The organism is Gordonia jacobaea (assembly GCF_001186365.1).
GTDB lineage: Bacteria > Actinomycetota > Actinomycetes > Mycobacteriales > Mycobacteriaceae > Gordonia > Gordonia jacobaea.
In genome coordinates this window covers 116,145-135,628 of sequence record NZ_LDTZ01000017.1, presented here as the reverse complement: position 1 = coordinate 135,628, position 19,484 = coordinate 116,145, and the positions used below count along the sequence as shown (strand labels likewise).

The window sequence follows — 19,484 nt, the reverse complement described above, 5'->3', positions numbered from 1 at the left end:
AAAGTACGTCCGTGTGCCGACGCTTCGCGCGCGACAACGGATCCCGACTGCATCTTATGGGCCAGAGTCCCGATCACCGTCATTCGAAAGTGACAGTTGTGTATCGACGCCCGGCGTCATCAGACGATGCCACGGGCGCCGATTCGGCTAACTGGCAGGTGCAGCCGGTCTTACTGGAACCGGACGGTGATGTCCGAATGACCGATGCGAATGCGGTCGCCGTCGGCGAGCTCCCAGCTGTTGACCTGGACGTCGTTGACGGTCGTGCCGTTGGTGGAGTTGAGGTCGGTGAGCATGGCGGTGCTGCCGTCCCAGCGGATCTCGACGTGGCGACGCGAGACGCCGGTGTCGGGGAGGCGGAACTGCGCGTCCTGGCCGCGACCGATGACGTTGGAGCCCTCACGCAACTGGAATGTGCGGTTGCTGCCGTCTTCGAGGAGCAGCGTGATCGCGGCGGGTGCGTAGCCACCGGGGTGTCCGTAGCCCTGGTCATATCCGTAGCCGGGCTGCTGTGCGTAACCCTGCTCGTAGCCCTGCTGGCCGTAGCCCTGGTCGTAACCCTGCTGCGGGTAGCCCTGGGCGTAGTCGTAGTCCTGCTGGCCGTAGCCGGGCTGCTGTGCGTAGCCCTGGTCGTAGCCGGGCTGCTGTCCGTAACCCTGCTGCTCGTAGCCCTGCTCGTATCCGTAGCCGGGCTGCTGGCCCTGCGCCGGGTAGTAGCCGCCCTGCTGGCCGTAGCCGGGAGCCTGCTCGTAGCCCTGTCCGTAGCCGCCCTGCTGGTAGTCGTAGCCCTGCTGGGCGTACTCCTGGCCGTGTTCCTGCTGGCCCTGGCCGTAGCCCCGGGCGTCGTCGTAAGCGGGTTCTGCGCCTCGCCGCTGGTCGTAACCGGGATTCTGCGTCATGGCTGGGACTCCTACTTGTTGTGGTGCGTGTGGTTGTGGGGGCGGACCGGAAGTCGGCGGCTGGGCTCGCGGCCCCGGGGGCCGACCACGTGCGGCCCGCGGTGGTTCTGAAGCATCGTTACCCGCGCCTGTAGCGGATCCGACCGGACGCGGGCTCGCATCCGGATCGACCCGACCACGGGCACGGAAGATACCGGTGTGCAACGACGGCGATTGGTCGAACTCTACGACGACCTTTCCATACGTCTGCCATCCGTTGTCGGCGATGAAGTTTTCCAGGTGCTTGGAGAAGGTCTTGCGGTTCAACTCGTACTCAGTGGCGATGTGCTGGTGGTCGGTCGGGCTGAACAACAACGAGTAGCTGTTCGCCGCCAGCACCGTGCCGTCGCCGAGGCTCTCCAGCGACTCCTCGGCCTCGCGCTGCAGGCCGTTCTCGATCTCCTGCGGAGCAACCTGACCACCAAAAACGCGCGCAAAGCCGTCGTCGACGGCCCCCTCGAGCTTGCGCTCGAATCGTTGCAGGATTCCCATCGTCGACCTCCCTTCGCAGCCCTGGTGGCGTGTCGTCGTGCAAGTGACCTTGATTGATGATACCGATACTTACGGCTAACACCGTCTCAGATCAACCGCCGCAGCTTCAACTATGACTTCAGGGTCGGGCTTGATCGCGCTGGTCGAGCTTGTCGAGACCACTCGCTGCCCGAGCCTTGGCCCCGCTGGTCGAGCTTGTCGAGACCACCACGCCGCTAATCGAGCCAACCCCCGCTGGTCGAGCGCTACCGCCGCTGGTCGAGCCCGTCGAGACCACCCGCCCGCCCGAGTTTTACATCGGCGCCGCATTGTTGCTATCGTTCTCCAGTCGTCGAGCTACCCAGTTCGACGACATGCCCGCCGAATTCGGCGGCCACGGGCGAGTGGCGGAATGGCAGACGCGCTGGCTTCAGGTGCCAGTGTCCTTCGGGACGTGGGGGTTCAAGTCCCCCTTCGCCCACCACGAGCAGTTCATCGCAAATTTGCTGCAGGGGTCAAGCTGGTGAATCCGGTTTGACCTCTGTTTTTGTGTACGTGGGAGGTCGCTGTTCGGCATTATCGGCGCCGGCGGGACATGAGATTTGAAGATCCCCGATTGCGCTAATCCCGTCTGTTTGGAGGCGGGCTCGCTCGAGTTTTGTCCGGCCTCGAGGTCCACTTGTGAGAGGAACCCTGCCGGGGCGAGCGGGCGCATACTCAAGTTGAGTGGGCGACAGCGGGTAATGCGAGGGTGAAAAACTGGCCCCGATACGGGGACGCGCGAAGAGCCAGAACGTGTGAAACACTGACCTCCGAGCAGGCATGTTTGGAAATGGTGTTGACCAGCGGCTCATCACAGATCCTCCGAGCAATAGCACAGCGAGAATGTCGCACTGGCACACCAATCCGCGGCGTTGACTCATTGCGTGTCTCCGTTTGCCATCTGATGTCCGGCAGGTGTTTGGCCGTATGCACTGAGGGCGTCGCCTTCCATCGGTCCGAGAGAGGCCACTAACTCTTCAGCGAAGGACCAGGCCGAGCTGTCCACCTTCTCGTAGTAGGTCCTACCGGCGGTCGTAGGTAGCCGCTGGATCAGCCCGGCCTCTGCCAAGTCACGCAGCGGGTTCTGTATCGCGCTGAGAGAAGGCAATCCCAGGTCAGCTGCGAGATCGCTCGGATTTATCACGTCCTCGGACTGCGCGATCCATGACATGACTGCTAATCGGTGGATTTGCCCGAGGACAATCTTCGATAGCCGCTCCATTGGGTTACTAGGCATGGCCATTGAAGCATGTTACGTGAAACGAGTTACACGAAACATGTAATCTGGTCTGCATGGAGATGCTGGCAGAGGCCGACCGCATCGGCAACCTTGATGCGCTGGTCTTGGCTGCCGTTGTTGCACTGGATAAGGCGCGTGGCGTCGACCGCACCTACACCGTTCTTCCCCGTCATGGGTGGGCGATGTCCGTATTCGCCGAACAGTTGATCGCTGGGTTTGGCCAGTCCGCCGAAGGGCAGTGCTTGGGCGTCCTGTCCGATCCGCAACGCGGAGTCGTCCAACCGCGTGTCACCGCCTCATTCGAACGACTGAGCGCTGCTGGATATCTAATCCCTGTGGGGGTTGGTGAATGCGCGGGCTGGAGTCTGTCGACCCGGTGGCGATCCGAGGCCCACAACATGGGCCGAGCAGTCGGGCACGCCATAATCCTTCAGCAAAGCGCTCAGCGAACGGTCGCGATCCTTGACGCTTGGTCGAAGACCTTCCGGACGGGACGGCCGCCGAGATCTGGCACATCGACATCCTCGGCAGCCCTGCGCCAACCGCGCCCGGCGTGAGTAAGAATGCTCATCCGGTAATCGCCAGATCGCACCATATGCCGCGCTTCGACACGGACTTTGCGCTGCTCGTACAGGAATGGTGCTTCCCAACAGCCTATGTCGGTCTGTTCCCAGTCAATCGCCGTGACATGCGCTAATGCCTCGTCCATCTCCTGCGCTGACTGGTATCGCTGACCGGGGTCTCGGTGGGTCGCCTTTGCATATACGCGCCGCATGGAACTCGAGGCCCAGAGTGGCAGGGCCTGATCTGAAATCGTGAGCGGTGTTCGACCGGCACTTATTCGCTTGATGATCAACGAGATTGGATACTCGGCGAATGGAAAATGGCCGCCGAGGAGCTCCCTCAGCACAAGTCCGATCCCGTAGATATCGCTCGCCCTAGTTAGCATCTTGCTCGTCGCAAACTCAGGTGGGCTGTACAGGGTCGGATTGTTGAGGGCTCTGACTTCGCCTCCGTCATTGAAGCGACCCGCGAGGCCGAGATCGGCCACTCTCGCGCGGTAATTGTGACACAGCAGGACGTTTCCGCTCTTTATGTCACGGTGGCCGATCCCATGTACCTCATGGATTTCCGCCAGACCGCGCAATACTGCCTGCGTGATCGCGACGGCTTCTGAAGCCCTGAATTCTTCCCCCCGTAGCTGAGCATCAGTGATCGACCCCCGTTCGAAGTAGGGTGTGATGATCTCAACAACCCGCAGCGGCGCTGGATAACCGCTCACCTCTGCTGCCCCCAACACCGGTACAACGTTGTTGTGCTGGATCGACTGTAGTGTCGCGGCCTCTGGTAAGGCATCGTCAATCTGCGATATCTCGATGCGTTTGCCGACTCGCTTGCAATCCAGGAGTGGGTCATGCCAGACGCGAACTTCATTGATCCCCTCGGGGATACTGCGAAGGCATTCGAATGGCAACGACAGAACATGCTGGTCCCGTCGCTGTGTAGACGAGCCGGTGTGCGGTTGACTCGCCTCGCCGTTCACCTCAAGGCCTTTAGGGCATAGACGGATACGGCACTAGCTTCTGCCATGCCTGTCGTCCAGTAAGTGGGAGCCTCTGTCACTCCGAGCGTCTTATAGTCAAACTGTTTGAGTTGGTTGGCTTCGAGCGACATGGAAGCCCCAACTGCGTTCGTTGTGTAGGTGGTGGCATCGATGTGGAGAGCTGATGCCCCCTGGAGCACGGCGCAGATCGCGAAAACCCTATTGAACGCGGCAGAGTACTTTAGATTGCTGAACGCTCTGGTCTGGAGAATGGCGACCGCGTTCACACCCATTGGGGAAAGATGCTGCCGAAACCGGTCTATCAAGTCTGCAAAGCGCGCCGTGTCAGGAAGCGCATTGTTGCTCTCGATGCGCTTTGTCGAGATCAGCAGTGGTGTATCACAACCACTTTCCTCTACAACAGCCACATTGATCCCTCCACTCTTGACGTGCACCCCAGCAATTCTCTTCATTTCTCACAACCTGTATTGTTGAACAAATACTGCAACTCCTTGAATTCACCAGATTCAGAGGGCCTGATCAAGATTTGAGGACGCTATGTCTCTGAGACATCCACCTCGAAAAGCTTGGTTTTAACTACTCCGCAGATCGGCCTCCTTTGGAACACGTGCCCTGGTTACCATCGAATCGTTCGAATCCGGTGCCGACTCCTATGTTTCAAACGCGCGTCGAACTGCTTTTGTCGTCGCAACTACGCAGACTCCTGATCCGCTGATGAGCTGATCTGCTCGATCGTATCCATCAGGCGGGACACAACGTCCATCGCAAACACTTGCGTTGGACCTTGGGGGGCGTTGTCGATGAAGGGCGGGTCAAAGATCTGCGATGAATCCATTGCACCGTTTCGGGTGAGGTATTCGGTGACGAGTCCGATGAAGTGGATCTGGTCGGCAGTCGCATTCACGTCGTCTATGAACTCGGCAAAGGCCTCGTTGACCGACTGCCGATCCAGCCCTACAAGCGATCGGATGAAGCGCCCGAGGCCGTGCGCGTCATTGATTGCCTGCTGAAGCTCGTCCTCCGAGCCTGCGCCACTTCGGGTGAGGAGTTCCTGGAGCGAGTCGATGTCGGCCTGTGTCAATGGCTTTCCGGTCCGCAGCTTCTGGAGCGCAAGATTGTCGGGTTGTCGTCGCAGGTAGTCGCGCATCTTGGCGTTGAATCGCTCCTTGTCGGTACCAGTCGCCATGTGCGGCATGTCGACCTCGGTGACGTCGCCGGTGAAGGTGTCTTGCAGATCGGTGTAGACGATCGGCTGCTTTGTCTTCTCGAGTAGCCCCACGAGGGACCGCAATTCCTTGCGCGCGTCCTCAAGCATCTCGGGGGTGACGTCGTCCCACCAATCCTCGGAGGCGACTTCGCGGAGCAGTTCTTCTTTGGCTTTGATCTTGGGGATGGTGAGCTGCTCGAGGAGGCCGTCGGCGATGGTGCGAACTTTGTCTTTCTGACGTTCGAGGGTGGTGTCGTCGGCTTCGATGACGGCGAGTTGGCCGCGTAGGACGATGAGGTCGAAGCGTTTTGCCATTTCGTCGGTGTCTCGAACGGCCGTGGGTAGATCAGCGAGGTTCTCGACGATCTCACGGACCTTCTGTTCGGTCAGCGATTCCCATTCGCTGCGATCACGGTAGACCTCCACTTGCTGGCGGCGTGGCCTGACGAGGAAGTTGTCGAGGTTCATTCCAGACACCTGAGTGTGCAGCACGTCGGTGATGCCGTCGCGCAGCTCAGTGTTCCTGTGGGACCGGTCGAGCGCCCAGACGATGTCGGTGCGGGCGGTGAATAGCCGCTCAGATAGGGAGGCTGGCAGCCGGGCTTCGGCAGGTGCCGGGTGGGCGTTGAAGAACTCCACATTGCCGCAGAGGTCGAAGATGAAGAAGTCGCTCTTGTCCTGCCCAGGGCCGTAGAGATCGGGGCGTAGGCGGGTGCCGCGTCCGACCATCTGCCAGAACTTGGTCTTGGACCGGACGGGTTTGAAGAAGACCAGGTTAACGACGTCGGGAACGTCGATCCCGGTGTCGAGCATGTCGACTGAGATTGCGATGTGCGGGCTGGAATCTGGTTGGGAGAACTGGTCGATCAGGTCTTGGCCGTGGGAGACGGCGTGGGTGATGACAGCGGCGAAGTGGCCGTTGTACTGCGGATAGTTGCGGTCGAAGCGTTGGGCGATGAAGTCGGCGTGTTTCTGGTTCTTGGCGAAGATGATGGTCTTGCCAAGGCGATCACCACCAGCAACGCGGTGGCCGCGAGTCATGAGGACCTCGAGAGCTTTGTCGACAGTGTCGGTGTTGAAAAGCCACTTGTTGACTGCCTCTGACGACACCTCGTCGGGGAACTCGTCGGGATCGACATCTTCGCCCCAGTCCTCGCCCTCCCAGCGTTTCTTCTCCTCCTCGGACAGATCGTCGTACTTGATGCCCGATCGCGGGAACGCCAGCGGCACCGTCACCGCGCGCGGCGGTACCAGATATCCGTCCTTGATAGCCTCGTCGAGACTGTAATCGTCTGTGGGAACACCTGTTTCCAGGTTGAACAGTAGGTAGGTGTTGTAGTCGACCTCGTCCTTGGGGGTGGCGGTCAGCCCGAGGAGGTAAGAGTCGAAGTACTCGAAGATGCGACGGTACTTCTGGTACACCGAGCGGTGGGCTTCATCGATGACAACCAGGTCGAAGTGGCCGGGACCGAAGCGCCGTCGGCCGTTGTCGAGGTCGTTGATCAACCCCATCATCGTCGGATACGTCGACACGTAGACCCTGCCGTCGGTGGTCTTCTCGGTGAGGAGGTTGACCGGTGACGTGTCCGGCAGGAATGTCTTGTACGCGTTGGCCGCCTGGTTCACGAGGGCTTTGCGGTCGGCGAGGAACAAGATGCGTTTGGCCCAGTTCGCGCGCATCAACACGTCCGACAGGGCAATCACGGTGCGGGTCTTGCCGGACCCGGTGGCCATCACGAGTAGTGCGGCGCGTTGGCGTTTGTCCTCAAAGCCTTCGGTGACGTTGCGGATCGCGCGTGTCTGATAGGGGCGTTCGACGATTGCTGTGTTGATGTCGACGTCGGCGAGTTTCTTGCGGGTGGTCCGGCGTTGGATCTCAAGCGCGAGTTCGTCGCGGGTGTAGAAGCCTTCGACTTCGCGTGGCGGGTAGTAGAGGTCGTCCCACAGCCAGGTGTCGAATCCGTTGGTGTAGAGGATGATCGGACGTTGCCCGTGCATCTTTTCGAGGCAGTCGGCGTAGAGCTTGGCTTGGTGCTGACCGACGGTCGCATCCTTGGAGGTGCGTTTGGCCTCGACCACCGCCAACGGTAATCCGTCGGTGCCCCAGAGCACGTAGTCGACGAAACCGTTCTTGCCGTCGGGCATGCCTGTCACCGGATACTCGCGGACCCGGGGGGAATTAACATCCCAACCGGCTTCACGCAGCAGCAGGTCGACGATGTCGGTGCGGGTGCGGGCCTCGTCGTAGTCGTGGGTATCGGCGTGCCCGGCAGCTGCTGATTGTGCCGCGGCGACCTGCGCGCGCAGCTGCGCTACGAGTTCTTCCAAGCTGGCATGGGCGGCGTCGGCGGCCTTGAGTTGTTCATCGCGGGCCAGCAACTGCTCGGTGAGATCAGCGCGCGCACTCGCGGCTTCTTCAAGTTGGGCGTCTTTGGCCTCGAGCTCGGCGCCGAGCTCCTGCAACTGCGCCATCGTCTTAGCCACTGCCGCCCCGCCACCCGGCTTGGGTAGCTTCGCCCGGTCGAGTTTCTGCTCGGGTGTCGGCTTGGAATCCGGCTGGGACGCGTACGTGCGCGCCAGCCACGACATCACATGGAACAGCTCCTCGAGCAGCCGGACACCGGATTCCTGACCGATCGGACGGTCATCATGCACCGCGTGGTTGCCAGCCCGTCGAATCAGATCAAGCTTGGTCTGCACCGCGCCTGGAACGATCGCCTGGAAGGCAGGATCGTGGATGCGGGCTGACAGGTCGGCCTTGTACGGCTGGTCCAGATCGTTGACCGTGTAGAGCCATTTGACCGCCGCCTCGACCGCACGCCGTGCGTAGAAGCAGGTGGAGCGGCTGTCGAAGAGCGCATCGCGTTCAGCGTTCTTCGCAGACGCGTGAACATGAGGCCACTCACCCTGCAAGAAATCAAAGTTACCGGCCACGATGCCTCCCTTCCAGCCTGTCCGATCTTGACACATACCCCGCAGAATCTCGGCAAGCCAGACAGAATAGGCCGCTGGTCCGACAGAGCGCACTCGCCAACTTCCACCGGAACACTGTCGGTGACGGCGGGAACAATCAGACTGCTCGACCACCATGCAACGGAGAATCAGATGCCACTCGCCACCACGAGAACTGCGTTCCTAGCTGACCTGCTCAACGAACTCAGCGTGTTCCCGCTCGCTGCTTGCGACTTCGCCATACGGCTATGTCCTTGCGAAGGAGTATTGACGTTGACCGTCGAGTTCCTCGAAGAGGATGGCGGCGGCGAGTTCGTGAAGACCTACGACGGCGATCGCTGGGTAGATAACGATCCCACGGTTGACGGGGAAGATTCGGAATCCTCAGGTCTATGGACCCCGCTGATTCCTCACGATGTTTCGGAGATCGATCCGGGCGACGAAGATGCATTTTCCGACCAAGTAGATGCCACCCTTGAGGCACACGCTGCGTTGATCGACCTATTCACGACACTCGTCGCAAGTGGTTGGCAAGTGACGGTGCAACACGGAGCTGCCGAAGATGGCACACCGCAGATCACACTCCGCGCGGATGCGCCAGAGCTCGACCACGACCGCGCGTACACCGCAGTACGAGCCATGCGTCTGCCGACGGGCTTCTCACGCGTTGAGGCCACATACAAGCAAGGGGCAGGCGACGGAACAGAATCGTGGGGTTTTCCCCACGAGCAGGTCAGCGCTGTAACACGCAGCGGCACAATACAAACCATCCGACTCAAGGACATGTTCACGTTTGCGCTGTGCAGCTCAGCAACGTGGACACTGACCCCCGATCTCGACGCTCCAATCCAGCGGCATACCTCCGGTAGCTCGATGAAAACATCCATCGTCACCCAGCCGCCGATAAAACAGGCACCTACCCAAGACGAGATCGATGAACGGCGGAGAGCTGTGGACCAATGGGCTACGAGCAACGACTTCACATCGCCAGTCCACCCCGCAATGCCCGCAAATGTGCAGCGAGCCCTCGACGCACTCGACTCCGGAAACGCCGGCTATTACCTTCTAGATTTCACTAACGGCGATTGCTACTTAGGCCAGTCGATATCCATCGCCGATCGGCTCAAAGGACACCGCAGCACACACAAAGACATTCGCGGAATCCGCCTACGGCCGGATATCGAAGCAGGAAGCATCGTGAACCCGCTGCGACACCTCCTCGACCACGAAGCGACCCTGATCCACAGCGTCCAACAAGCTGGACTTCCGGCACGAAACAAAGCTCAAATGACCTACGCCATCGGCGATGACAGCTCGCTAGATGACATCTTCAGGAAGAACGGGACAACTTCCGCGGCATGGCTCGCCGATCCCATCGGCGTCAACGCGCACAAGCAAATAGCCCATTCGCCCAACCAGAGCCGAAGAAGCCTGACGGCCGCCGAAGACGACTACAGGGTGTGGCTCAAACGCACTGGAGAGCACGCCGACACAGTGCGTTCGTTGTTACGGACTTACATGGAGCGATGTCTTCCGCTTCCGCGCCACACCGAATACCAGCACTGGGTATTGAGCTCTCCGCGCAACACTCCATATTTCCGCACCCTGTCCAATCTCAGCATTCGGAACACCGAAGCGTTCAGAACCATGATCGACAAGGACAAACATCTACGAGGAATGCTGCATGTCAACGGCGTTGAACTCCTTGGAGAGTCAATGTCCGACGACGCCTTGATCAGATTTATGCGTCAACACCCTGGAGTGTGCGTTACGGAAACCGACTTTCAGGAGGCCGGGCCCTTCAACTTGATGCTGTGGGCACCAGACCTCACCTCGATTGATGACCTCCTCGATGACACTGCAGTCACTCGCGCAGCCGCAACCGCAGCCTTGCATCTCATGAAGAAAGGCAAGATGGGGAAAAACAAGAACTCACACAATCCCGTCTTAGTGAACGCCATTCTGCGCACGACAGGACAATAAACCAGATGTGAGCGTGAGTCTTTTTTGCAAAGCCAAACCCTCGAACTTGTGGTCAACATCGCTCACAGTTCACCACTGAACGCACGAGATTGGAGAGCGTCGAACAGCATTTTTGTTGCAGCCAAAGCCTCTCGACCCATTTCGCCGCGACATTCCGACGCCGCGGCGAAGTCACAGAATTTCTGTTGCTGTCCCACAGCGGGTAGAGGTATTGCGAAATCACGGATCTGTTTGAAGTTCAAGCCGGGCTTCGTCTGACCATACTGACTCGAACGAATCTGTCGCTGCCCCCACACTTCTGAACACAGAAATGCGGACAGGTACCTTGGTAGTAACCGCTCGGTATCCGTCCTAAGTATCGAGACATGCTGACTTATGTATGCCCCGGAGAGGCTCGAGGGCAGCGCCGCTGCCCGTCCGATTCGCGATCCGGTAATGGTTAGCAGTACATCGCCTTCCCGTGTACGTGTTCGACCAGCTTCTGCGTTGTCTGGCGCAGACACATATACCAAGTCATCATCGGAAATTGAGTTCATTTGAACGTCCAACGATCGGATGAAGCGGTCACCACGATCAGCGTAGTACTTCGCCCAACCTCTGCCTCCGCTGGTCACGAAGGTTAATAGATCTCCGAGCGGTGCTTGGGGTGCGCCTGCGGCGAAATGTTGGAATGCGGCGCCGCCAAGGTCATCCAGAACAGAAACTGCATGTAGACGCTTGGCGCGCAGGGTATCGGCGTGGTCGAGGATGGCTGCGATGCGGCGTTGTTCGGGTAGGGGAGGGAGAGGAACACTGAACTTGGCCAGTTCCGTCGGACTCAGCCTCGGGAGATTCGCTCCGGAGCTTCTGCTATCAGCAAGAGCCACTTGGGATGGCTGGCGAAGAAAATGCAGAAGGTAGCGGCGGTCAAGTTCTGGTCCAGGGCGAATCGGAAGAATGTCAGTGCTACAGACACCGGGGAAGTCCGGAGCCTCAATCTTCGCTAGGTACGGTCGGAGCTTTCCGTAAAGAATGTGATCGTCACTAAAAGTGAACTTGGTACTCGCGAGTTGGCCGCTCACCACTTGTTCGACGTCAACGAACCCGCCTCCGGACTTGATGTTTTCCAATCCAACATATGTAGTGCCGTCCTGAATCTCACTCGGTGCAACCCCCAAGCGCTCAATCAGTGCGACATCCCCCAACTGCGCTTCGCGCCAAGTCACTTGGCACCACCGGCGAGCATCTGGCGTAGCTCGGCGAGGCCGGTTTGGATGTCGAGTTCGAGTTTGGCGAGTTCGTCGAGGATCTCTTCGGGTGCTCGGTGTTCAACCTCGTCGTGGACGATCTCCTTATACCGGTTGAGGCTGAGGTCGTAGCCCTGCTCCTCGATGGCGTTCCGCGGAACGCAAAAGGACTGCTCGGTGCGCTCACGCTCGAGTTCGGTGCCGTCGCGTTCGGCCCAGCGGGCGAGGACGTCGGGAAGATTGTTCTTAACGTGCTCGTCGTTAGTGAGTTCGGCGAGCGGTCCGAGGTTCTCGCTGTCAAGGAGCGCGATTCGCTTGTCGTCCAACGAGAATCCGTCCGCTTGGACGTCGTAGAACCAGACATGCTCTGTGCCGCCTGAGTTTGTCTTGGTGAAGAACAGGATCGCTGTGGAGACCCCCGCGTAAGGCTTGAAGACGCCCGACGGCAGTTTCACGACGGCGTCGAGTTTGTGGTCGTCGACCAGCATCTTGCGGAGGGCCTTGTGCGCCTTGGAGGAGCCGAAGAGCACGCCGTCGGGCACGATCACGGCCGCCCGCCCACCAGGCTTGAGCAACCGCAGGAACAAGGCGAGGAAGAGTAGTTCGGTCTTCTTGGTCTTGACGATTTGCTGGAGGTCTTTGGCGGTGTTCTCGTAGTCGAGGCTGCCGGCGAAGGGTGGGTTGGCGAGCACGAGGGAGTAGGCGCCGGCGTCTCCGCTGTTGGCTTCGGCGAGTGAGTCGCGGTAGCGGATGTCGGGTTGCTCGACTCCGTGTAGCAGCATGTTCATCGATCCGATTCGCAACATGGTGTTGTCGAAGTCGAATCCGTGAAACATGTTGTGGTGAAAGTGCTTGGCTCCCTTGCTCGAGTTGATCTCGGCGGCGTGGTGATCGCGCATGTATTCGGTGGCGGCAACGAGGAAGCCGCAGGTTCCTGAGGCCGGGTCGACGATGGTGTCGCCGGGTTCGGGCGCCATCATCTCGACCATGAGTTTGATGATGTGGCGGGGTGTGCGGAATTGGCCGTTCTGTCCTGCGCTGGCGATCTTGGCGAGCATGTACTCGTAGACGTCGCCTTTGGTGTCGAGGTCGCGCATCTCGATCTTGTCGAGGAGGTCGACGACCTTGGTGAGCATGCCCGGGTTGGGGATGGAGAGGCGGGCGTCTTTCATGAAGTGGGCGTAGGTGGAGTCTTCGTCGCGCATGGTGCGGATGAGCGGGAACACTTCTTCATCGATGGTGCGGAACATGTCGTCGGGGGCGTAGTTCTTGAACTCCGACCACGACAGGTCGGTGCGGTCCACGGGGAACGGGTTGCCCGTGATGGGCTTCTTGGTGAGGTTGGCGCGGTTGAGGGCGAGCTGTTGCTCGTCGTCGAGGCGGCGGATGAACAGCAGGTAGGTGATCTGCTCCATCACCTCCAACGGGTTAGAAATGCCGCCGGACCAGAATGCGTCCCAAACGGCGTTGACCTTGCTCTTCTGCTCTCCCGTGATCACTCTCGTGTACTCCCAAACAGTCGTGATGAACCCGAACAGAACTGTATAGCGCGTCGCTCCGACAGCTTGGCCGAGGCGACACGCCCGAAGGTAGATCCGATCTTCGCCGTCTGCTGTGTGTCCTGAGGACCTACATCGTCGCCCTTCGTTTGCTGGAAACGCTCCACGAGGGCGAGCCGGCAAGTGGCCGCACAGCCTCTACCTGCACTTTCCGTCGCCCTTCAATGCTGCATAACGTGCGTTAGGCCTGTTCGTCAGCCTCTCAGGGTTCAGCGCGGAGGGATTACGCGACTATCAGCGTGGCACACCTTTTAGGCCATCGGCGGTCATGACCTGTCGCTCGTCCTCGAGAGAGGGATCGGCGTCGAAGACCTGTTACGTGCCAAAAAGCGCTACGCCAATGAAACAGGCAACTGCACGCTCGCCGCCAGCAGCTGCCTCTCGACGCTCTAACGACGGAGAGCGCTGGCCGCTAGGCGTGTCGTGCGCGTACGTGTGGTCTGTGACAACCGTGTGCGCGCAAGCTTGCCCGAGCCTGGGTGTAGCCGACCGAGCCCCTGCGTCTATCCGCGCGGCCCGGGCACTCGTCGCTGACGCCAACCCGATTGGGCGACATCATCATTGAATCCGCCTGTCTGTAACAAAATTGACGTTCCGAAACTTGAGTCGTTGCGGTGTTCGATGCGGGCAGGGCATGCGGCGTGGGGCTGGGTGGTCACGCGCCACAGACATCCGGGTGTCAGCTCCGGTCGAAGAGTGCGCTGCTTTGTCCGGTCGAACACTTGCGGTGGCCATGCGAATACCCCAATCGGAGCATCGGGAACCCGTCTACAGGACGCTCATCGAGGTTGACTGGGTTGCCCGCTGCCGCGTGGCGGCGTAGACACGTCGTAAGTCGTCTAGGTTCGCCGGAGGGGTTGTTGTGTCTGATCTGACCGATTGCAAGCAGGCGCTGCTCGACGAGTTGAGCAGGCTGGTCGATGAGCGGTTCGCGATGGCCGAGGATGCCGGTGTCGACGCCGAAGTCTTCGCCGACACCCAGCGGATAGCGACGGCGATGGCCGCTGCCTTGCCATCGGTCACGGTGCACGACCAGCGAGTGGGGCCGTTCTACGACACTGCCGGATTGACCTCGTGGCTCGGTGTGAGCAAGCAGGCGATCGCCAAACGCGTCAAGAACAACACTCTCATCGGCTGCCAACTCGAGTCGGGTACCTGGGTGTACCCCACATGGCAGTTCACCGATGCCGCCAAGGTCGACCAACATCTGCTGCAGGTGTGGCAAATCCTGCGCGAACACACCAACGCGTGGACCGCTGTGCTCTGGATGTGTTCACCCAACCCCGCCCTCAACGACGAAACCGCGGTTCGCTACGCGACCGGCGGCGGCGACGAGTTCGCTGAGGTCCTGGCCGCCGCACACGCCGACGCTGCACGCTGGGCGGCATGAGGGGTAGCGCTTCGCACACCGGACGAACGAGATGCGCGTACTCCCCGACGGGGACCGTGTCACACACCCTCGACGACACAGTCTCAGTGATCGCGCCCGTCGAGATCACGAATGCGGGGCGAATGGCGGCGGAGATGAATCAGCTCGGGTTCCCACTATCGGCTCTCGAGGAGCGACAGCACATCGTGATGGTTCGTGACGCGCTCGGAATGCAGGTGACCCTGCCGGTGGGGCTCCTTCCGGACGTGACGGTGAGCAACATGTTCGCTGCTGCGGATGTGCTCCAGGTGATTCGGATCTCCGACTCTTCGCGGCTCAGGCTCTCGCGTTCGCGGTGACCGGGGCATGGCCGATCGGAGGATAAGTAGATCGATCTGCGACGGCGAGCGGGGCCCTTGGTCGAATCCTCGCATCGGGAATGCTGACCCGGCGGGGAGGGTAGCTTCGCTAGGGCCGTGGCGGCTCGGGGATGTTTGCCGGGATGGGCACAGAGGTGACCGTTGTATGCGTCGGCGGTGGCGATTGAATGTTCTCCCGCGAGCCCACCGGTGTGGGGCGGGTGACGGCTGCAGCGATCAGGACGCCGACCCCGAGGACGAGCATCGCGACGTAGAAGGGGGCGATAGACCATGACCGCCAGACAGACCATTCCGGGAGGTATGACTGCTTGAGCTTCTGCCACCTCGTCTTTTCGGGCGTGCCGTCCGCCAGCGGCTCGTCGGCGTCTGTCGGATCGAGAGTGAACCGTGGGACCATGCGTTCCGCTCGCGCGACCGTGTTGTAGAGCTTCCGGAACGCCTTCTCGCTGCGCAGGTAGTTGGCGTCGAGGTAAGCGAAGAGGATTACCGCGACAACACCGAGGAGGGCCAGTGGCCATAGGTGCTGGGTGAGCGCGAAGCCGAAGGCTGCTGTTGTGACCGGAAGGAGCCATCCCTTCGCAGACGAAGACGCCGCAGATTGTCGCGTCACCACAGCCTGGATGTAGTCGAGGTGCTTGCGTCGATCTTCGGGCGACAACTCTGGCTGCGCGAGCGGCGGAGTGGACTGAACCGCAGCTTTCACGCGACGAAGCGCGTCGTCCTTGCTAGCTTCCGTGTAGTCGGTCTCTGGTGGCCAGATCGGTCCCATCGCGTCCCCACCTCGTCGAGGGACGAGATGCACGTGAAGGTGGTGCACGGTCTGGGTAGCGGCATCTCCGTTGGACTGGATGACGTTGAGACCCTCCGGCAGCAGCGCGATGCGTAGCGCTGAGGAGAGAAATACTGCTGCAGTCGATAGTTCCGCCAATTCCTCCGGCCGCAGTCCCCAGATGTCTTCCACATGCCGCCTCGGCACCACAAGTACGTGACCTAAGACGGCCGGTTCCGTCGGAAAGAACGCGACGACATGCTCATTCCGGTACACCTCTCGGACGTCGGGATCGGTCCCAGCGACGATCGTGCAGAACGGGCACTGTTCAGGGTTCACAGCAGTCGAGTCTTTGCCTGCCCCACCCAGTTCTCCAGGTTTTTGGACAAACACGCGTAGGTGGCCTTGGTGTCAATTTGTCCCTGCCAGTTCGTCTGTGTCGGGTCGAACACTGGAACGCCGCTCACAGCCGGAACCTTGGCGAACGGGTCGGCTCCGCGACGGTCGGCACCGGAACCCATCGATGCCAGGCCATGGATGCGCACACCGACTAGTGGCTTCTTGTCGTTCCACGCCTTCTCGATCTCGTACAACACCCACGGTCGAGAAGCGGTCTCTTGACCAATCAGAACGACAACGGCGCGCTTATAGGCCATCTCCTTGTGGATCCAGTCCTTGATCGCCTGCGCGCCCTGTCGGCGGACCGCCTCCCACTGCTGGGCGCCAAGTAGCGGTTGGCCCTCGAGCGCTCCGATCTGTCGGACGAGTTGCACTCGGTGCACGTCGCGCTCGTAATGGAACGAATAGAACACGGTCTTGGTTGCCATCGTTGGCTCCTCTCAACGCCTCGGCGTCTGCCGGAGGCTACAGCTCGTTGAGGTTAGCTCTCAGGTCTGACACATCTCCCGCGCGCAATAGCCTCGCGGTGGGCGGCATGACTATTTCAGTCCCGGCGGCCAGGAGGTTTCCAATGCAAAGGTTGGCGTGACACCACAACGCTTCGGCGGTGAACCATCAGATCGTCCTGTCGGGCTAACGCCCAGGACGACACGCCCAGCCCAGCTATGTTCGTAACGTCATCGGGAGCTATTACTGATGGGTAGAAGAATCTGCCCGTTTGAGCTGTCGGTACCGGCCTATACGCTACTCGTGCTGTGGCTACTAAGGAGAGACAATATGGGCTATGCGTTCGGCAATCCTCTCGCCGTCACGATCCATCCGCAAGGGATTGCGTCGTGGTCGGATATTCAGAGTGACCGGGGTCTGCGGGAGAGGATTAACTCCTCGCATCTGTATATGGTCGTTATCCGTCCTTCCGTCACAGTCTCAATATCTCGCGATCGACTCGATATCGAATCACGCAATCCTGATGACGCGCGCTATTCGTATTGCGTCGAGACTTCTCTAATTGGTTTTGAAGCCTTCTGTCATGGGAAAAAGGTGCAGGATGTAGATTGTGGAGACTGGTGCTATTCTCATGACGTTGCCGCAGAGGTGCTATACCAAGGACTTGGCGCCGGCTGTTATGATGTGGGAACATACCTCGAACTGCTGAGCTGGGATGTCCTATACGTAGGAATGTCTTACGGCAAGGGCTATGGGTCACTAGTCGAAAGACTGTCCAAACACAGCACTATTCTTCGAATAATGGACGAGCACAGCGGATTGCCCTACGATATCCGCATAATTCCGATGACCTGCACGCAGTCAGCAGTCTTAGGGGGTTTTGTAGCTGGGCGTCCATTGCCTACCGTGGGACGGGTTCAAGAATTTGTGTCGCGAGATGGGCGCCTCGAATCTTTGGATATCGTAGCTGTTCTGGAGAATGTGCTAATTTCGTATTTCAAGCCCAATTACAACTCGACGTTGAAGGACTGGCCTGTTTCCAAGTATGTTTCGGCAATGGAGTCTGTCGGTATAGATTCGTTGCTCGTCTACCTCGATGGCTCCGAGGATACTTTTTCGGTGAAGACTGACTACAGAGATTGCCCCGAGCGCGGCCTTGCGCTGGTTGCTGAGGTGAGTGGCTCACAGCGAGTTTGGAACACTGCCTATCAGTCCGCGCTCGATTACGATCGCTCGATCGTCCCGGATCCAGTCGACCTAGGTTCGATCATGTGTGCAGCAGTTGCAGAATTTCGCGTGTCTAAACCTAGGGCGCGCTTCTACTCCGATGCTCTTATCGAGAAATGTCAGGACCAGCACTTGAATTGAACGCAAGACCAGTGACTTAAGTCAGGTTGCGTCGGACTCACTAACAGTTCGGGTCAGAAGGTTTGCCACCGAACCGGGCCAGGTGCCAGGCGGCGTGGGCGCGCTGACGACGGAGTTGTGTGGCAATGGGTACTAGAGACTCGACGAGCGGTTCAACTCGGCCTCAGGCCTCTGATCTTGCCTGATGCGTCGAGCCTGCTACGGCAGATGCTCTGTCCCAGGGACTCGGGGTGTTCCTTCCCCTCGGTAGTTTCGTTCACCGTTGTGCTGAGCACACGGGTCATCGCGAGTGGCAAGGGTGCCATTTGCGGGCTATTCCGGCATCTCTCACCTTCATGCAGTTCGACCTGTCATTTTGTACTCAATGGTCTGACAATAAGCGTCTGCCGACCGCGATGGCGCTCGACCTTGACGAGGCACGTACACAACTCGGTCGTCAGCGAGGCGCCACGACAATAATTTCGATGGCCTCGCGCTGAGGTCGCAGTTGTGTACGTAGAACAGTGGCCTTGCGCTGTGAAACCTTCTAAGAACTTGCCCGGGAAGAGGCTCGTGCACATCGAACTCGGGCCCGCACGACGCATGGCGCCTGAAGGATGACAGCCTCTCCTATGAGGCAGCGGAGCACAACGCGCGAGTGTCGACGCAGTCGACAGAACGATTCTCGGCCCGCGTGCGACGCTGCTGAAGCGTCGAAGCGGCCAGCTGAACCCAGCGCGCGGGAAGATCGATAGTCAATGTTGATCGCAGCACCCCGAGGTCGCCGGCGTGTGCAGGACAAGGTCCGTAGCCGATTCGGCCGACCTACTCCGCCCGCGTCACCAACGACAGCAGGACGCCGGTCATGGTGTCGACGGACAGCACGTGCTCGCCCTCGCGGCCGACGTACTCGAGCGAGAGCCCGTTGATCAGCGCGAGAACGAGCACGGCGGCGTCGAGCGGAGGCACCCGCAGTCGCAGGTGTCGAGCAGCCACGACCTCTTCGATGTTCCTCGCGAGCGATTCGGCGAGCTGCGCCCGCGCAGCGGTGTAGTCCTCCAGGAGTTGCGGGTCCCGATCGACCTCCGACCGGAACTCCGCGAACACCACATTTGTCCGGTACGTGTCCCGGATCTGCTTCAGGATCATCAGCGCCAGGAAGCGCATGTCCGTCTCGGGGTCGGCGCTCTCCGACGTCGGCACCAGCGCGGGCGCGGTGAAGGCCGTCGCCCGCTCGGTGAACACAGACGACGTCAGGTCCATGAACAGCGCGCCCTTGCTGGCGAAGTTCGAGTACACCGCGCCCTTGGAGTATCCGGCGCGCCCCGCGATCATCTCCAACGACGCGTTGGCGTATCCCCGTTCGAGGAAGACCTCGCGCGCGGCCGCCCTGATGTCGGCCTGAACGTTCGCGCGGCTCGGCCTGCGCTTCGGTTGGGGCTCGACGTCGGCTCCGGCGCCTGGGGAAGTGGAGCTTGACGATTCCGCGGTCATCGGGACATTATCGATCACGGCCGTCAGTACCAGCGGTATCGAGAAGTGGAGATTCACTCGAGTACGTCGGGGGCGTCGATGCGCCACCCAACCGGCA

At 60.1% G+C, this 19,484-nt stretch carries 15 protein-coding genes and 1 tRNA gene; 5 read left to right on the top strand and 11 right to left on the bottom strand.

The window, feature by feature from the left end:
- Positions 1-170: 170 nt before the first annotated feature.
- On the bottom strand, positions 171-1,430 hold the full coding sequence (locus tag ABW18_RS11785; RefSeq protein ID WP_049699169.1) for a DUF3662 and FHA domain-containing protein: 1,260 nt from the start codon (positions 1,428-1,430) through the stop codon (positions 171-173).
- Between the two features lie 377 nt (positions 1,431-1,807).
- Between ABW18_RS11785 and ABW18_RS11780 the strand changes: the two genes are divergently transcribed.
- Positions 1,808-1,893 (top strand) — tRNA-Leu (locus tag ABW18_RS11780).
- A 435-nt stretch (positions 1,894-2,328) separates the two neighbouring features.
- On the opposite strand, the gene ABW18_RS23000 is transcribed toward ABW18_RS11780, so the two are convergent.
- The 5 genes from ABW18_RS23000 to ABW18_RS11755 form a co-directional block, all read right to left on the bottom strand.
- Entirely contained in the window at positions 2,329-2,694 is a 366-nt protein-coding gene (locus ABW18_RS23000) for a MarR family winged helix-turn-helix transcriptional regulator (RefSeq protein WP_200903255.1), read from the bottom strand.
- Positions 2,695-2,717: 23 nt separating this feature from the next.
- Complete coding sequence (locus ABW18_RS11770) at positions 2,718-2,972, bottom strand: hypothetical protein (RefSeq protein WP_049699167.1); 255 nt, start codon at positions 2,970-2,972, stop codon at positions 2,718-2,720.
- A 161-nt stretch (positions 2,973-3,133) separates the two neighbouring features.
- Positions 3,134-4,234 (bottom strand): serine/threonine-protein kinase, encoded by a 1,101-nt coding sequence (locus ABW18_RS11765; protein ID WP_049699166.1) that lies wholly within the window; start codon positions 4,232-4,234, stop codon positions 3,134-3,136.
- On the bottom strand, positions 4,231-4,707 hold the full coding sequence (locus tag ABW18_RS22745) for a hypothetical protein (protein ID WP_160318051.1): 477 nt from the start codon (positions 4,705-4,707) through the stop codon (positions 4,231-4,233). The genes ABW18_RS11765 and ABW18_RS22745 overlap by 4 nt, the downstream gene beginning before the upstream one ends.
- 239 nt (positions 4,708-4,946) lie before the next feature.
- A complete protein-coding gene (locus ABW18_RS11755) occupies positions 4,947-8,396 on the bottom strand; it encodes a DEAD/DEAH box helicase family protein (protein ID WP_049699443.1) in 3,450 nt (1,149 codons plus the stop codon).
- A 171-nt stretch (positions 8,397-8,567) separates the two neighbouring features.
- Here ABW18_RS11755 and ABW18_RS11750 point away from each other — a divergent pair, with 171 nt between their 5' ends.
- Complete coding sequence (locus tag ABW18_RS11750) at positions 8,568-10,397, top strand: GIY-YIG nuclease family protein (protein ID WP_049699164.1); 1,830 nt, start codon at positions 8,568-8,570, stop codon at positions 10,395-10,397.
- 62 nt (positions 10,398-10,459) lie between these two features.
- Here ABW18_RS11750 and ABW18_RS22425 read toward each other — a convergent pair whose 3' ends face one another.
- Both ABW18_RS22425 and ABW18_RS11745 read right to left on the bottom strand, forming a co-directional pair.
- On the bottom strand, positions 10,460-11,602 hold the full coding sequence (locus tag ABW18_RS22425; RefSeq protein WP_083444384.1) for a restriction endonuclease subunit S: 1,143 nt from the start codon (positions 11,600-11,602) through the stop codon (positions 10,460-10,462).
- On the bottom strand, positions 11,599-13,122 hold the full coding sequence (locus tag ABW18_RS11745) for a type I restriction-modification system subunit M (RefSeq protein ID WP_049699163.1): 1,524 nt from the start codon (positions 13,120-13,122) through the stop codon (positions 11,599-11,601). The genes ABW18_RS22425 and ABW18_RS11745 overlap by 4 nt, the downstream gene beginning before the upstream one ends.
- Before the next feature lie 922 nt (positions 13,123-14,044).
- Here ABW18_RS11745 and ABW18_RS11740 point away from each other — a divergent pair.
- Entirely contained in the window at positions 14,045-14,572 is a 528-nt protein-coding gene (locus ABW18_RS11740) for a hypothetical protein (RefSeq protein WP_049699162.1), read from the top strand.
- Positions 14,573-14,658: 86 nt separating this feature from the next.
- Positions 14,659-14,910, top strand: a complete 252-nt coding sequence (locus ABW18_RS11735) for a hypothetical protein (protein WP_152930077.1) — start codon at positions 14,659-14,661, stop codon at positions 14,908-14,910.
- Positions 14,911-15,019: 109 nt separating this feature from the next.
- Here the strand turns inward: ABW18_RS11735 and ABW18_RS11730 are convergent, their stop codons facing one another.
- Together ABW18_RS11730 and ABW18_RS11725 are read right to left on the bottom strand one after the other, a co-directional pair.
- Positions 15,020-16,039, bottom strand: a complete 1,020-nt coding sequence (locus ABW18_RS11730) for an HIT family protein (protein WP_083444383.1) — start codon at positions 16,037-16,039, stop codon at positions 15,020-15,022.
- Entirely contained in the window at positions 16,036-16,527 is a 492-nt protein-coding gene (locus ABW18_RS11725; protein ID WP_049699160.1) for a TIR domain-containing protein, read from the bottom strand. The genes ABW18_RS11730 and ABW18_RS11725 overlap by 4 nt, the downstream gene beginning before the upstream one ends.
- Positions 16,528-16,876: 349 nt before the next feature.
- Between ABW18_RS11725 and ABW18_RS22740 the strand changes: the two genes are divergently transcribed.
- Positions 16,877-17,914: a hypothetical protein gene (locus ABW18_RS22740; RefSeq protein WP_152930076.1), complete on the top strand. Its 1,038-nt coding sequence runs from the start codon at positions 16,877-16,879 to the stop codon at positions 17,912-17,914.
- Positions 17,915-18,718: 804 nt separating this feature from the next.
- On the opposite strand, the gene ABW18_RS11715 is transcribed toward ABW18_RS22740, so the two are convergent.
- Entirely contained in the window at positions 18,719-19,387 is a 669-nt protein-coding gene (locus tag ABW18_RS11715) for a TetR/AcrR family transcriptional regulator (RefSeq protein WP_049699441.1), read from the bottom strand.
- Between the last annotated feature and the right edge of the window lie 97 nt (positions 19,388-19,484).

Coding starts and splice junctions, on each gene's coding strand:
- ABW18_RS11785 (WP_049699169.1), bottom strand. CDS start 1,430: ATGGGAATCCTGCAACGATTCGAGCGCAAGCTCGAGGGGGCCGTCGAC.
- ABW18_RS23000 (WP_200903255.1), bottom strand. CDS start 2,694: ATGGCCATGCCTAGTAACCCAATGGAGCGGCTATCGAAGATTGTCCTC.
- ABW18_RS22745 (WP_160318051.1), bottom strand. CDS start 4,707: ATGAAGAGAATTGCTGGGGTGCACGTCAAGAGTGGAGGGATCAATGTG.
- ABW18_RS11750 (WP_049699164.1), top strand. CDS start 8,568: ATGCCACTCGCCACCACGAGAACTGCGTTCCTAGCTGACCTGCTCAAC.
- ABW18_RS11725 (WP_049699160.1), bottom strand. CDS start 16,527: ATGGCAACCAAGACCGTGTTCTATTCGTTCCATTACGAGCGCGACGTG.
- ABW18_RS22740 (WP_152930076.1), top strand. CDS start 16,877: ATGGGCTATGCGTTCGGCAATCCTCTCGCCGTCACGATCCATCCGCAA.
- ABW18_RS11715 (WP_049699441.1), bottom strand. CDS start 19,387: ATGACCGCGGAATCGTCAAGCTCCACTTCCCCAGGCGCCGGAGCCGAC.